Source organism: Mesorhizobium sp. WSM4807 (assembly GCF_055811615.1).
Genome location: NZ_JBVVQY010000016.1, coordinates 93,496 through 107,064, shown reverse-complemented (window position 1 = coordinate 107,064; position 13,569 = coordinate 93,496). Strand labels below are relative to the sequence as shown.

At 62.2% G+C, this 13,569-nt stretch carries 12 protein-coding genes and 3 pseudogenes; 4 read left to right on the top strand and 11 right to left on the bottom strand.

Going from position 1 to position 13,569, the window contains the following annotated elements:
• Positions 1 to 113: 113 nt before the first annotated feature.
• Entirely contained in the window at positions 114 to 1,781 is a 1,668-nt protein-coding gene (locus AC0L3N_RS21140; RefSeq protein WP_473549354.1) for an amidohydrolase, read from the bottom strand.
• A 169-nt stretch (positions 1,782 to 1,950) separates the two neighbouring features.
• On the opposite strand from AC0L3N_RS21140, the gene AC0L3N_RS21135 reads away from it, so the two are divergent.
• On the top strand, positions 1,951 to 2,982 hold the full coding sequence (locus tag AC0L3N_RS21135) for a histone deacetylase family protein (protein ID WP_473549353.1): 1,032 nt from the start codon (positions 1,951 to 1,953) through the stop codon (positions 2,980 to 2,982).
• A 123-nt stretch (positions 2,983 to 3,105) separates the two neighbouring features.
• Here the strand turns inward: AC0L3N_RS21135 and AC0L3N_RS21130 are convergent.
• From AC0L3N_RS21130 to AC0L3N_RS21115, 4 genes and pseudogenes are all read right to left on the bottom strand, one after another.
• Positions 3,106 to 3,272, bottom strand: a pseudogene (locus AC0L3N_RS21130) (transposase); the annotation flags it as partial.
• Between the two features lie 28 nt (positions 3,273 to 3,300).
• Positions 3,301 to 4,554, bottom strand: a complete 1,254-nt coding sequence (locus AC0L3N_RS21125) for a DUF5996 family protein (RefSeq protein WP_473549352.1) — start codon at positions 4,552 to 4,554, stop codon at positions 3,301 to 3,303.
• 89 nt (positions 4,555 to 4,643) lie between these two features.
• Positions 4,644 to 4,945 (bottom strand): annotated as a pseudogene (locus AC0L3N_RS21120) (pirin-like C-terminal cupin domain-containing protein); the annotation flags it as partial.
• Positions 4,946 to 5,325: 380 nt separating this feature from the next.
• Complete coding sequence (locus AC0L3N_RS21115; protein WP_473549351.1) at positions 5,326 to 6,219, bottom strand: LysR family transcriptional regulator; 894 nt, start codon at positions 6,217 to 6,219, stop codon at positions 5,326 to 5,328.
• Between the two features lie 154 nt (positions 6,220 to 6,373).
• Here AC0L3N_RS21115 and AC0L3N_RS21110 point away from each other — a divergent pair, with 154 nt between their 5' ends.
• Positions 6,374 to 7,027, top strand: coding sequence for a hydrolase (locus AC0L3N_RS21110; protein WP_473549350.1), 654 nt, complete (start codon positions 6,374 to 6,376; stop codon positions 7,025 to 7,027).
• Positions 7,028 to 7,130: 103 nt separating this feature from the next.
• Positions 7,131 to 7,505, top strand: coding sequence for a hypothetical protein (locus AC0L3N_RS21105; protein WP_473549396.1), 375 nt, complete (start codon positions 7,131 to 7,133; stop codon positions 7,503 to 7,505).
• Here the strand turns inward: AC0L3N_RS21105 and AC0L3N_RS21100 are convergent.
• From AC0L3N_RS21100 to AC0L3N_RS21080, 5 genes and pseudogenes are all read right to left on the bottom strand, one after another.
• A pseudogene (locus AC0L3N_RS21100) lies at positions 7,470 to 7,556 on the bottom strand (IS5/IS1182 family transposase); the annotation flags it as partial. The gene AC0L3N_RS21105 and the pseudogene AC0L3N_RS21100 sit on opposite strands and share 36 nt — an antisense overlap.
• A gap of 220 nt (positions 7,557 to 7,776) precedes the next feature.
• Positions 7,777 to 8,325, bottom strand: a complete 549-nt coding sequence (locus tag AC0L3N_RS21095) for a dihydrofolate reductase family protein (RefSeq protein WP_095492706.1) — start codon at positions 8,323 to 8,325, stop codon at positions 7,777 to 7,779.
• Positions 8,322 to 8,519, bottom strand: coding sequence for a hypothetical protein (locus tag AC0L3N_RS21090; protein ID WP_473549349.1), 198 nt, complete (start codon positions 8,517 to 8,519; stop codon positions 8,322 to 8,324). The genes AC0L3N_RS21095 and AC0L3N_RS21090 overlap by 4 nt, the downstream gene beginning before the upstream one ends.
• A gap of 32 nt (positions 8,520 to 8,551) precedes the next feature.
• Positions 8,552 to 9,478, bottom strand: coding sequence for an SRPBCC family protein (locus tag AC0L3N_RS21085; RefSeq protein ID WP_473549348.1), 927 nt, complete (start codon positions 9,476 to 9,478; stop codon positions 8,552 to 8,554).
• A complete protein-coding gene (locus AC0L3N_RS21080; RefSeq protein WP_473549347.1) occupies positions 9,475 to 9,816 on the bottom strand; it encodes an ArsR/SmtB family transcription factor in 342 nt (113 codons plus the stop codon). The genes AC0L3N_RS21085 and AC0L3N_RS21080 overlap by 4 nt, the downstream gene beginning before the upstream one ends.
• A gap of 464 nt (positions 9,817 to 10,280) precedes the next feature.
• On the opposite strand from AC0L3N_RS21080, the gene AC0L3N_RS21075 reads away from it, so the two are divergent.
• Complete coding sequence (locus AC0L3N_RS21075; protein WP_473549346.1) at positions 10,281 to 11,924, top strand: MFS transporter; 1,644 nt, start codon at positions 10,281 to 10,283, stop codon at positions 11,922 to 11,924.
• Between the two features lie 103 nt (positions 11,925 to 12,027).
• Here the strand turns inward: AC0L3N_RS21075 and AC0L3N_RS21070 are convergent, their stop codons facing one another.
• Positions 12,028 to 13,530, bottom strand: a complete 1,503-nt coding sequence (locus AC0L3N_RS21070; protein ID WP_473549345.1) for a coiled-coil domain-containing protein — start codon at positions 13,528 to 13,530, stop codon at positions 12,028 to 12,030.
• Positions 13,531 to 13,569: the final 39 nt, after the last annotated feature.

The following is a 13,569-nucleotide window of genomic DNA, read 5'->3' as shown; positions in this document are numbered from 1 at the left end:
TTGTGTCCGCTCTTCAGGGCGAATCCAGTTCCCACTCGATTGTCAGCACACGGCGTGTGGCTTGGCAACCACACATCTGAATGTCGATCCAGAACGCAATTCCCGTGCCACCGTCAGGCCTGAAAGGTGATCTTGCCGCCGCAGATCGTCGTCGCCGGCCGCACCGTATGCAGCGCTTCCGGCGCGGTCGCCTCGATGTCGCCTGAGAGCACCACAAGATCGGCCATAAAGCCTGGCTTGAGGCGGCCCTTGCGGTGCTCCATGAACTCGGCATAGGCGCCTTCCACCGTATAGCCCGCAAGCGATTCATGCAGCGAGAAGCTCTGGTCGGGATCGCTGTCTGCCCATGGTTTGCGCAGCACTGCCGCCTGAATGCCCCGGATCGGATCGATCGGCGACACCGGCCAATCGGAGGCGAAGACGACGCGCGAGCCGGCATTCTTCAGCGTCCGCCACGCATAGCTCAGCGGCCAGCGGGCGGGCCCGATGCGCGACACCGTTGGTTCCAGCGGCAAGCCCATGCTGCCCGGCGGATGCGGCGGCTGCATCGAGGCAATGACGCCAAGCTTCGCGAAACGCGGTATGTCGGCGGCGGTGACCACCTCGATATGCTCGACCCGATGCCGGCTGTCGCGCCTGCCATTCGCCTTTTGCGCTTCGTCGTAGCCGTCGAGCACGGCGCGCACGGCGCCGTCGCCAATCGAGTGCACCGCCATCTGCAGCCCGCGCCTGTCGACGGCCACGGCAAGATCGATGAATTGCTGCGGCGTGAACAGCGGCTCGCCCAGCCAATCCGGACGATCCGCATAGGGCTCGACCATCACCGCCGTCCATGAATCGAGCACGCCGTCGTAGAACACCTTGACCATGCCCGACGACAGCCATTCGCCATCGTAGCGCTCAGCCATCACTGAGGCTTTGTCGAGCATGTCGAGCGTCATGAAGTTCTTGTAGTGGAACGGCACCTGCACCCGGCACAGCAAGCCGCCCTCGGCCTCGATCTCGGACAGGAGTTCGAGCTGGTGCAAATTGCCGTCCATGTTCTGGATCGACGTGATGCCGTGCCTGGCACACCATTCCAAACCGCGGCGCATGATCGCCCGGTCGGAGGCCTGCTCCGCCGGCGTCGGCTTCGGGTCCGGCTCGCCGCCGGTGGCCAGGCCGAGCCGCACGCGATCCTCGCCGGCCAGCGCCATCAGCGGCCCAAAGGCCTCGCCCTCGCGCAATTCGCCACTGGCCAGCCCGTCGTCGCCCATGACGATCTCGTTGCCGGGACCAAGCCGCTTGCCTCTCAGCAGGCCGGCCAGCTCCAACGCCTTGGTGTTCGCCCACATTGTGTGGTGGTCTGGCGCCGCCATGACGAAGGGCCGGTCCGGCAGGATCCGGTCGAGGTGATGGCGGCTGACCCGCTCCGTCGCCGACAGGATGGTATAGTCGGCGCCTTGCGCCTGCAGAATGGGCAGGTCCGGCCGCTTTGTGGCATAGTTGCGCACAGCGTCGCAGAGCGCATCGAAACCGTGGACGCCCATCAGTTGGAGGTGATCGAGTTCGGCCGCGCCGGCGAAAAGATGCATATGCGCTTCGATGAAGCCGGGGACCACGGAACCGCGCTCGGCGTCGATGACGCGCGTGCCGGGTCCCTTGTGCTCCAGAACGGTCGCGTGATCTGCGATCGCAATGATTTCGCCGCCCTTGATGGCTATGGCTTCGGCGCGGGGTGTATCGGGATCCATCGTCAATATGCTGGCGTTCTCGACGATCAGATCGGCCGATGGCGGCATAAGTTTCTCCCGTTTGAGCTAAGGCTAGCAGAGTCTTGGCGTCTGGCAAGCCGTCCGCTGCCACTCGCAAAGACGGTCTGGAATGCCTCTTGGCGGCGCTGGAACTCTCTGCCACAAAGCTGTCCGTCAATGACAGATGCGCAACTCGAAGAGCGAGCCGGCCGCCCAAATGAAGACTGTTTTCTCCCCTCTCCACGCCGGTCATGCCGGCAATTTCGAACTGATTTCAGGCGCCATTGTGCCGGCCTTCGAGAAGCCCTCGCGCGCCGAGTTCATCAAGGCGAGGGTGGAGGGCGAAAAGCTCGGCCCGATCCTGCCACCCGAAACCCACGACCTCGCAGCCGCCAGGAAGGTGCATAACAGCGACTACATCGATTTCCTGCCGACCGTATGGCCGCTCTGGGAAGCGTCGGGCCGAACAGGTTCGGCCATCCCCTTCACCTGGCCGACGCGCGCCTTGCGCGGCGATGTGCGCCCCCAAACCATCGACGCGCTGCTTGGCTTTTACTCCTTCGACGGCGGCGCCAGCTTCGTCAAAGGCACCTGGGAGGCGATCAAGTCATCCTATGACGTGGCGCTGACTGCGGCCGCTCTGGTCAAGGGCGGCGAGACGTCAGCCTTCGCGCTCTGCCGCCCGCCCGGACATCATGCCGGTGCTGCGTTCATGGGCGGCTATTGCTACATCAACAACGCCGCCGTTGCCGCGCAATGGTTCCGCGACCACGGCGCCAGGCACGTCTCGATCCTCGATGTCGACTACCATCACGGCAACGGCACGCAGGAGATCTTCTACAGCCGCAGCGACGTGCAAGTGCTGAACCTGCATGGCGACCCGATGACCGAATATCCGTTCTTCCTTGGCCATGCCGACGAGCGCGGCTCCGGGCCTGGCGAAGGCTTCAATGTCAACTATCCCCTGCCGTTCGGCACCGCATGGGATGCCTGGAATGCTTCACTGGAAGACGCCTGCGCGAAACTTGCGGCTTACGCTCCCGATGTCGTTGTCGTCTCGCTCGGCGTCGACACGTTCGAGAGGGACCCGATCAGCAAGTTCAAGCTGAAAAGCGCCGACTATCCCAGGATTGGCCGTCGCATCGCCAAGCTCGGCCTGCCGACACTGTTCGTCATGGAAGGCGGTTATGCCGTCGAGGAAATCGGCATCAACGCCGTCGGCGTGCTGACCGGATTCGAAGATCGGTAATGCACGTCGCCCAAAGGGCTGCCCCGGGCGTTCGACCCGAGAGAGCGCAGCGGTTTTGGGCAACGACACTTGTAGAAATCCAGGCTGTAGACTCATAGCGCGGAGCCAAAGCCGCATTGAGTTCTCGCCGTCGTGCGCAGCCGTGATACTCTCCATCAGTCGGCCCCACACGCCTGCCTTCCGCCATCGCACGAAGCGGCTGTAGAGGTGGTGCGCGGGCCATAACGCTCAGGTCGCGCCAAGGCGCACCCAGATCGCAGCACCCAGAATATGCCGTTCAGCACGCGCCGCAATGCGCGTGGTCGGGCTGTTGGCAGCCTATGACCGAGGAAGCACATCCTGCCATTCCGGATGACGGTCGATCTGCGCTTTTGCGAACGGACAAAGCGGAATGATATTGACCCCTTCGCGTCGTGCATCCTCGACCGCCTGGCGCACCATTTGCTCGCCGACCTTGCGGCCCCGCAAGGCTGCTGGAACTTCTGTATGGTCGATGATGATCAGTCCCTCGCCGGCGCGGCTATAAGTCATCTCGGCTTCGACGCCATCGATGACCATCCGGTAGCGTCCTTTGGATGCGCCATCCTCCCGTTCAACCTTTTCGTCGGTCGATAATGTGGCCTTCTTCGGCAGCTCGGCGTGTGGCGGCCGCACCTGACCCGGCCGCCCTTGCATGCACTCCAGCAGATCGCGGTCCCATCCCCCGAGATCGGCAGCGGCCTCGTAGGTCGAGACGAGAAACGCCAATAGGGTCTCGTCGCCATCGGCCGCCGACTGCACGGCATCGTAGGGCAGAATGAATTCCGACAGGCCATCGTGCCAAAACGCGGCATCCGGCCTGACCGATGCGCCTCGAAAGCCGTTCGGCGTGGGATAGGCGTAAGCGTAGAAGGCGGGATAATCGATGCCACCGCCGCCCGGCCAGAAGCCTGCCGAGGAGACCTCGCGGTCGTAGGCCTCCTGCGTCACTTCGTCCGGCAATGCCGGAATGCCGCCCGGATGGAGAGGAGCACGCCTCCCTGAGAAGCGCGTGACGGCCAGATCGAGAGCGCCCCAGAACAGGTGAACGGGGCTGGATTTGCCGAGAAAGGAGGTCCGGAACGTTTTGAAGACCCTGTCCACCGCAATCGACGCGTGATGGAAGCGTTGAACGGCGTCGCGATCATAGGGCCGGTCGCGATGATCTTCGGCGAAGGGTACCGGGTTCGGCACTTCGTTCGGTTGGCCGTTGAAGGTCGGTGTGCCGCCGAGTTCGGAAACCAGCCGGACGAAACTGGCGTGGAACGCTGCGACCGTAGTCGGCCCGAGCGCAAAGGACGCCTTGCGGCCGTCGCCGCTCGCGCCCATCACCATGTGGTCTCGAAGGTCGAACAGGATATCGATGCCAGGGCCGTCGGGGATCGGCGAGGATGTCAGGCCACGAGGCGTGACGTAGAAAGTCGCGTTCCAGGAATGGTTGAGCCACGGGGTATGAGCCAGCCGATACTTGCCGGCGATCTGCAAGTATAGATGCAGTGCGGAACACGTCTCGCGCCAACTGAGGTAGTCGAGGTGGGGCCACTTGTTGCTCATTTTCGCTGTCTCCATCCTGCATTCAATCGGCACGCGAGATCGTTCTTGTCGTCCTCGACCGCCCGAGCAGCGTCCGCGCGATCACCTTATCAGCGCCGGTCAGTCCCGAAGAGAAATATGCGGTCATCGATCGGGAGATCGAAGCGTCCCATGCCCCAGTTCTCAGCGCGCCATTCGACCTTGGCCTCTTCGATTCGCTCCCGGGACGAGGCGACGAAGTTCCACCAGATATAGCGCGGTCCGCTGAGCGTTGCGCCGAGGATTATCAGTTGCGCGCCTTGGCGGCCGGCCGCGACCGTGATCCTGTCGCCCGGGCGAAGACCATCATCTGAGGTGCCTCGTAATCCTGGCCGGCGATCGGTATCGAGCCTTCGACGATGTAGATGCCTCGCCGAACCTCGAAACCGCCAAGGTCGCGGAAACGCGGAACGATGAGGGTTTCGATTCGCGTCGAGGCCAACCTCATCGGGGCAGCCCGGTTCGATTGCTGGGTTCCAACTCATGCGCGTCATCCTCCTGGGCTTCCGGGCGGCCTCGCCCCTCGCCGATGAGAAGGCGCATGCCCGGTCTCCGTCAATCTGCACAGCGTGAGCGGGTCGAGTGCTGCCCGCCCGACGACGGCCCGAACTAGCGAGCGGCCGTCTCCGCAGCTAGCCACGCAATGCGCCAAGCTGTGTCCCGGAAAGTGGAACGTGCAGGCAAAAATGTCGCCGAGGCCGGTGGCCCGCAGGCGAGCGCATCGTCTGCCAAGGATTCGCGGATGTCAGTGTTTTACCGGTCGAGACCCCAGAGGTGGGGATTTCGTTCGAAATGCTCGATCAGCATTTCGGTGACTGTGCGTATCTTGCGTGCCGGGTGCTGCCCCGGCGGTCGGATGACATATGCACCCGCCGGCGGTGGCGGATAGCGTGACATGATCGGAACGAGCGCGCCGGAGGCCACATAGTCATAGGTGATGCAATCGGGGAGCCAAGCGATGCCGAGTCCTGCTGCTGCGGCGGCGGCGAGCGCCGTAGCGTTGTCGGCCTTGAACCTGCCCTGCGGCTGAACCGTGACGATCTTGTCGCCATCCATGAGTTGCCAGGCTTCCGTTCCCTGCATGAGGGCCTGATGGGTAACCAGCTGCTCCGGTGTCTCGGGGGCGCCATGCAGTTTGATATAATCCGGGCTTGCGACGAGCTTTCCATAGATTGGTCCGATGCGCTTCGCGATCAGGTTGGAGTCCTGAAGGTAGCCGACCCGGATCGCGCAGTCGAAACCCTCTGCGATGAGATCGACGAAGCGATCGCTGTAGGAGGTATGAATGTGGAGCTGCGGGTGCTGGCGCGCCATGTCGGCGAGCACCGGGGCGAAGTGGGTTGGGCCGAAAGTAAGCGGCATGGCAACCCTCAGGCGGCCGCGCAGCTCACCTGTCGGGAGGATCGTTTCCCAGGCTGTGTCGATCTCGGCGCTGGCTCGGGCCGCATGGTCCCTGAACGTGATCCCCGCTTCCGTAAGCGCTGCCCCGCGTGTCGTTCGTGCAAGCAGTTGGACGCCAAGCTCCGCTTCGACCCGAAAGAGTCGCCGGCTGACGATTGACTTGGAGACGCCGAGCCGGCGCGCGGCGGCCGATACGCCCCCTGCATCGGCCACTGCGACGAATGTTTGTAGATCTTCGATGTCCAATTCGGCGTTCCTCGTCTCGCGACACAGCTTGCCCGACTATGGCACTACCGCATCGCCAAAAGGAACAGCAAATTGCGTCCAGGCAACGTCGCCCGCTGGCGCATGTCTCCCGTGAACCCATTGCCGTCCATAGCGGCAGAGAAAGGAAGTTTTGATGACCCCTCGTAACGGCCTCGATTCGCTTCTTCGTCCCGAAGATTCGGTCCTCGTTCTGATCGATCACCAACCTTATCAACTCGCGAACCTGAACAGCCACGATCCGCATATGGTGGTCAACAACACGACCGCGCTGGCGAAGCTAGCAAAAGCCTTCAATGTTCCGACCATTCTCACCAGCGTGATCGCGGCGCGCGGTGGACTTCTCTTTAAGCAGATCACCGACGTATTTCCGGACCAGGAAGTCATCGATCGCACCTGGGTGAACACCTGGCAGGACGAGAATGTGGTGAACGTCGTCAAGGCGACCGGCCGCAAGCAACTGATCATCGCCGGCCTGTGGACCGAGGTCTGCGTCGCAATGCCTGTCATCCAGGCCGCCGGCGAAGGCTGGGACGTGACCGTGATCACCGACGCGTCGGGCGGGATTTCGAAGGAGTCTCACGAAGTTGCCATCCAGCGCATGGCCGCGGCCGGCGCGAACGTGATGACCGTGATGGCGCTCGCTGGCGAATGGCAACGCGACTGGGCGCGCACCGAGCATGTCGAGGAGCTGACCGAGATTCTCATCCAGCACTTCGGCGGCAGCGGCATCGCGTATCTTTGGGAGCAGCAGCTTCTCAACACGCCGGTGCCGAGCGCCGCGAGCTAATCTGAATAGGGATGAAGAGCATTCAGAACGATGCGTCGCAAGGAAGTTGAACACGCATCGTGCCTCGTCATCCCACGGCACTTGCCATTCAGATATAGAAGCGATGAACGGAAAAGCTGCACCCGCTGGGCCCGGCTGGCCTGAAATCATCGTTTGCCCCGTCTGCCTGACCGTACTGGCTATCGGCGGGGGTGACGGCCTGGTTCGGCTGGATCTTGACCCGGTGGTGCTCGGCTTGATTCTGACGGCGCTTTCAGGCGTTGGCGGCATGGCTGGTTTTTTTCGCGGCCTTCCTGCTGCGCATCCGGTCCTGGACGGCCTTCGGCGTGCGTCGCACGACCTAGCGCTGGATCGTGATCGGTGCCGGGGTCGGCGTCGTCGCCTTCTTCGCGAAACTGGCTCTCATGGTCCTTACAAGTGCGGCCACATGATCAAGTTCAGGATCATGGCGGAAAGTGCCTATCGGTTTGTTGAGTAGCAACGGCTGGATCACGCGCCATTCGAAGTCTGTCAGGTAATATCGGCTCATGGTGAGCCCTGAATCAGAATCCGGCGCGATGTGAAAGCAGCCAGTCGGCAACGCCCCCAATTCAGCTGTTCCGGGCTGGCCGCGCCAAACCCATAAGCGGTCAATCACAATTTAAGGTGATGGCAGCTACGCCCCTTGGCCGTCGATCGTCTGGAGCGCGCCGCTTCCCAGGACCTCCCATTTCGACAAGCCTAGTTGACGGGAAAGAGCGGATCGATCGTCATTGTCTGCTCTCCGGCGCGTAATGGAGGATGACAACACCTGACTTGAGCGTCTTCGTCTCCAGATGCTTCAGGGGTATCCGGTTCGGGCCGCCCTTGAAGAGCGGCGTGCCTCTCCCGAGAATGACGGGGTTGATCCCGAGGTGATACTCGTCGATCAGGCCGTGCTCCATCAGGGTCGCCGTGAGGTCGGCGCTGCCGAACACGAAGATGTCTCCGCCGTCCCTGGTCTTCAGCTTGGAGACTTCTTCCGCGACATTGCCGTTGAAGAGCTTCGTGTTGTTCCAGTCGGCGCTTTTCAGCGTGCGCGAGAAGACCACCTTCTCGATCTTGTTCATGAAGTCCGCGATCCAGCCTTGCTCGGACGGCCAATAGGCTGCCATGAGCTCGTAGGTCACGCGGCCGAAGATCAGCGTGTCGGCCTTTTCCTGGGTCTCACGAATGTAGTTCTCGAGTTCTTCTTCGAAGACGAACCAGCTGATGTCCCTGTCCGGACCTTCGAAGAAGCCGTCGACGGTCACCATGTCCCATATGATCAGTTTTCTCATAGAACCCTCCTCTTCGTGTATCCCTTTGTGAATTCTCGGCCCCATCCCGCCAAGCGGAAGCGCATGTTGGTGATCGGCCCCGCTTCCGAGACCTGGGTCTTCTCCAGCCTGACCGGCTCCATGCCGTTCTGACTGAAGAGGCGGATGCCGACGCCGATGAAGACGAGCGCGACATGGACGAGGACCTCGTCCACCCTAATTCGGGCCGACGGGAGACCGCAGCATTTCAGCGGGATTCGACGAAGCGTTCCAGTTTGCCCAGAGTTTGCAGTCCCAGTTCCACGGCACCGAAGCCCTTCGCCTCCTGGAACTCGGCAGTCGTGCTGAACACCATGCCCAGCGTTACCTTCGTTGCCCCGTCCTGATCCTCGAACGAGGCCCAGGCGTCGGCATGTTTCGGCCCGTTCTCGCCCCAATGCAGCGTATAGCCGATCCTCTCCTCGGGCCGGACCTCGTTATAGAGATGGTGGTTCGGCAAGACCGTGCCATCAGGCGCGATCATGTCGAATACCCATTCCCCGCCCGTGCGCAGATCGATCCTTTTCGTGCGACAGGAGAAGCCTTCCGGCCCCCACCATTGCGGCAGCGTTTCAGAGTTCATCCAGGCGCCCCACACAATGGATCGCGGCGCCTGAATCACCCGCTGCAACACCATGGTTCGTTCAGCCGCGCCCGCGAGGTTGTCCAGCCCGGCACCGAAGCCTGCCCGGTAGCCTGCCTCCATGTCCTCCGCCAGCGAGGAAAGTTGCACCGTCACGACCAACCGGCTGCGCTCGTGCGTTCCCGAGATATCCGCCGTCACCAGCGCGACCGATTGCGTCACGCCTTCGGATGAGATCACCTCGTAGTTCACGCTGCACAGCGCCGGCTGCAACGCCAGCCAGCCGCACTCGCAGCGGATGTCCGGATGGCCCTCTACCTTGCAGAGCGAGATCTCGCGTCCACCCACCCTGGTGTCGGCCTCCAAGAACTCCACGGTGACCGAGGGTGATGGCGCAGCCCAGATCGCCCGCGCGGCCGGCGCCGTCCATGCCTCCCACAGCACGGCCAATGGCGCGGCCACATCCCGTTCGAAGGTGAGCGTCGCAAAGCGGCCTTTCCTATCATCAGGCGCAGCACTGATCGTGCTGTCTGTAGCCAGGTTCTGAGTCATTCTTCGCGTTCCTTCATCACATTCATCACAAATGCATCCAACCGGTCGAGCCGAGCCTCCCAGATGGCGCGCTGTTCATCGAGCCATGTCCGCACCGGATCCAGAGCCTCGGGTACGATGGCGCAGGTGCGTATCCGCCCGTCCTTGGACGTGGTGATCAACCCTGCCTCCTCCAGCACGGAAAGGTGCCGCATCACCGTGGGCAGCCGTAGTCCCGTGGGGCCAGCCAAATCCGTCACCCGCGCAGGTGTTTCGGCGAGCCGGGTCAGGATCGACCGGCGGGTCGGATCAGCGAGCGCATGGAAGAGCAGCGAGAGAGCAGGATCATGCTTAGCCATGTCGCTAACTATCGCCCAATTTGCCGATAGCGCAAGCGAAAACTTCGTCAAGTCGCTAAGTATTTTTTGCCCAACGCGCCGAGTTCTTGGAGCAGGCGGATTCCGTTGCCGAGTCCGCTGAGAAGTTGCTCGCAGCGATGCGAGCGCAGGCCGATGCCTGCAATCGAAGACAAATTCCCTGAAGCCGCCAGTCCGCTCCCACCAATCTCAGCCGTTCGCGTTTTATGGGCTCACGGCAGAAGGCAGCGGGCGCGGCGGGCAGAAAGTCGGCCACCTCACCGAAGCGCTTCACGCGGCCTGCAAGAATGGCCGCTGACCTGTTCCAGCCACCGCTATCTTATTGTTGGACCATGATCTTCTTTGAAAAGGCGTTCGCCCTTTGCGAAGTCATGCTCTACTTTGAAGGGACGGCATGAGGGCACCGATTCTGGAAGAACGCAGCATTTGAAGTCGGGGAAGCATCTATGATCGACGACGAGCCGGACGGCGAACGCGTCTCGGCGCTGGCGCCGTTCCGGCACGGCATTTTCCGCGCCGTATGGTCCGCCAGTCTGGTTTCGAATTTCGGTGGCTTGATCCAGGGCGTCGGCGCCGCCTGGATGATGACCACGATCGCCACCTCGTCCTATCAGGTTGCGCTGGTCCAGGCCTCAACCACCTTGCCGATCATGCTGTTTGCGCTCGTTGCCGGTGCCATCGCCGACAGCTTCAACCGGCGCAAGGTCATGCTGATTGCCCAGATCTTCATGCTGGTCGTCTCGGTTCTGCTGACCGTGTTCACCTATCTTGGATTGATGACGCCGTGGACGCTTCTCGCCTTCGCCTTCCTGATCAACAGCGGCACGGCCCTTTACAACCCGTCATGGCAGGCTTCTGTCGGCGACATGGTGCCGCGCGCCAAGCTGCCTGCGGCCGTCGCGCTCAACTCCTTGGGCTTCAACCTGACGCGCAGCGTCGGCCCGGCGATCGGCGGCATCATCGTTGCCGCCGCAGGTGCTGCAGCGGCTTTTGCCGCCAACGCTTTGAGTTATGTCGGGCTCCTCATCGTGCTTGCCCGCTGGAAGCCGGACCTGCCGGCCTCGACACTGCCGCGCGAGACGCTGGGGGCGGCGATGGGCGCCGGCCTGCGCTACGTCGCCATGTCGCCCAATATCGGCAAGGTGCTGGTCAGGGGTGCGGCTTTCGGCTTCAGCGCCGGCGCGGTTCTGGCGCTGCTGCCGCTGGTGGCGCGCGATGTCGTCAAGGGCGATGCCTTGACCTACGGCATCATGCTCGGTGCTTTCGGTATCGGCGCCGTCGGCGGCGCGCTGATCAGCGTCCGGCTGAGGCAGATCCTGTCCAGCGAGGCGATGGTGCGCATGGCATTCGCCGGCTTCGCGCTCTGCGCCTTCAATGCCGCCGTCAGCGACCACGCCTGGCAGACGTCGCTCGGGCTGTTCATCGGCGGCGCCTGCTGGGTGATCGCGCTGTCGCATTTCAACGTCACCGTGCAGATGTCGACGCCGCGCTGGGTGGTCGGCCGGGTGCTCTCGGTCTATCAGACCGCGACATTCGGCGGCATCGCGCTCGGCAGCTGGATTTGGGGTGTCATCGCCGATGCGCATGGCGCCGAATTCGCGCTGGTCGCGGCGGCGGTTGCGATGCTGGCGGGCGGCGCGATCGGCCTCTTGTTGCCGTTGCCGCAGCAGGCGGTGCTCAACCTCGATCCCACCAACCGTTTCAAGGAGCCGCATCTTGCGCTCGACCTAAAACTGCGCAGCGGCCCCATCGCCATCATGATCGAGTACATCATCCGCGAGGAGGACGTGCCGGAATTCCTAGCCACCATGGCCGAACGCGGCCGCATTCGCCGCCGTGACGGCGCCCGCAACTGGACGCTGGCGCGCGATCTCGAAAATCCCGCAATATGGATCGAGCACTATCACACGCCGACATGGCTCGAGTACATCCGACACAACAAGCGGGCCACCCATGCCGACGCTGTTGTCGGCGAGCGCGTACGGGCGCTGCACAGCGGCGACGAGCCGCCGCGCGTCCGCCGCATGATCGAGCGTCCGACAACCGCCGGCACCACGATCGTCATGCCGAAAGGACCGATCGAGCATTAGGCCGTGCCGGTGTTTTCAGCTGGATGAGCACATGACACTCCAATCCATGCGCCAAGCTGATGGGTAACACCGTACACTAGTCGGCGCAGCCCCCACCCGCGCCTTAGGATGCAGCGCGCAGGCTCGTACGGACGCGCCGCCTGCTTGTGGCGCGGGCCTTCTCCGCCACGACACCGGTGATCTCGACCACGCCGTTCTCATGCGGTTTGGCGTTTGTGACCTTGTGGAGACGCTCATAGGGCAACAGTTCCTTGACCCGAGCATCGAGCAACGCGACTTCGGCTCGCAGATCCTCGCATTCCTGCCTCTGGACATCGAGCTGTATCTGTTCGGATGCCTGCTGCAGGGAAAGCTGCGAAAAATTCGCGCTCACCGTCGAGAGGTGCATCTTGTCGTTTTCGTTCTCCTTTCTGAGAGCGGACAACCTTTCCTCCGCAATTTGCTTTTCGGCCACAGCGTCGCTCCATTGAGCCTTGAGATTGGCGATCTCGCTGGCGGCTTGACTGTTCTCGTTCGAGGCAACTTCCAATCGTGACTGGAGGTTGCGAATTTCAGAGCGCAGGCCGCCGATCTCCGTGAGACTACGCGCACGCTCGGCTTCCCTGTCACCTTCCATGATACGGGCCGCTTCCGTCATTTCCGACAGCTTCGCTTGCGCGATATCGAGCGATTTCTGCAGCCGCATCTCCTCTTTCTCGCTCTTGCCAAGCGCAGCCAGCAGTTCCGAAAGTCGCGTCGCATCACTGGCATGAACCGTCGAGAGTTCATCCAGCCTGTGCCGCGCCTCAGCTTCCCGTTTCAGCGCCTTGTCGAGGTCGATCGACAGGCTGACATGTTTTTCCCTTAGTATGTCGTTCTCGCGTGCGCATCTATTGGCCTCGGCCGTTCTGGCCGAAAGCGTTTTGACGAGGTCGCCGAACTCCGCTTCGCGTTCTGCGCTCGCATTGCCTGCCATGACGAGTTCCAGCCTTGCTGCAGCCAGCGCACCGCGAAGTGCCTCCTTGTCCTCGACCAGGCTTATCTCGCGCTGCTGCAGGGCTTCGACAGCGCTTTCACCTTCGCGCTGCTTTCTGGTCGCGTCGTGGAGCTGCTCCGACAGCACTCTTTGCTGTGTGGTCAGGCTGACATTTGCCAGTTCCAGCTCGTTGGCGCGAAGAATGTCCCCGTGAAGCAGCTTCAGGAATTCGCCTGTCAGATGATGCGAGGTCGCGATCTCCGACAGTTTCGTGTTGATCTCCTCCAGATACTCCCGTGCATCGTCAAAGAGCCCATCAACGGCATTTAACGCAGCCAGTCGGGTTTGTGTATGGGAAGTCAGCCGTAATGCGATCTCGGGAGTGTCCGCATCGTCCTCAGGCTGAGAGTTGTCATTCCTTGCCGCGAGATTCTCATCCGGGACGTCATTCAACGGCGATTGGTAGTCTAGGTTGAGACACTCATCGAATGCATCCGCCCTTGCCGCGAGATTCTCATCCGGGACGTCATTCAACGACGATTGGTAGTCTAGGTTGAGACACTCATCGAATGCATCCGCCAAATCGGCTTCGAGCTCCTTGAATGCTCTGTCCACCTTCTCGGCACGCTTGATCAGACTTTTGATTCTCATGACTGAACGTCCCCCCCTTCTAGCGCCACCACGGAGTCT

Coding starts and splice junctions, on each gene's coding strand:
- AC0L3N_RS21080 (WP_473549347.1), bottom strand. CDS start 9,816: ATGGCTAAGCATGATCCTGCTCTCTCGCTGCTCTTCCATGCGCTCGCT.
- AC0L3N_RS21105 (WP_473549396.1), top strand. CDS start 7,131: ATGAACGGAAAAGCTGCACCCGCTGGGCCCGGCTGGCCTGAAATCATC.
- AC0L3N_RS21135 (WP_473549353.1), top strand. CDS start 1,951: ATGAAGACTGTTTTCTCCCCTCTCCACGCCGGTCATGCCGGCAATTTC.
- AC0L3N_RS21110 (WP_473549350.1), top strand. CDS start 6,374: ATGACCCCTCGTAACGGCCTCGATTCGCTTCTTCGTCCCGAAGATTCG.
- AC0L3N_RS21075 (WP_473549346.1), top strand. CDS start 10,281: ATGATCGACGACGAGCCGGACGGCGAACGCGTCTCGGCGCTGGCGCCG.
- AC0L3N_RS21085 (WP_473549348.1), bottom strand. CDS start 9,478: ATGACTCAGAACCTGGCTACAGACAGCACGATCAGTGCTGCGCCTGAT.
- AC0L3N_RS21070 (WP_473549345.1), bottom strand. CDS start 13,530: ATGAGAATCAAAAGTCTGATCAAGCGTGCCGAGAAGGTGGACAGAGCA.
- AC0L3N_RS21125 (WP_473549352.1), bottom strand. CDS start 4,554: ATGAGCAACAAGTGGCCCCACCTCGACTACCTCAGTTGGCGCGAGACG.
- AC0L3N_RS21095 (WP_095492706.1), bottom strand. CDS start 8,325: ATGAGAAAACTGATCATATGGGACATGGTGACCGTCGACGGCTTCTTC.
- AC0L3N_RS21140 (WP_473549354.1), bottom strand. CDS start 1,781: ATGCCGCCATCGGCCGATCTGATCGTCGAGAACGCCAGCATATTGACG.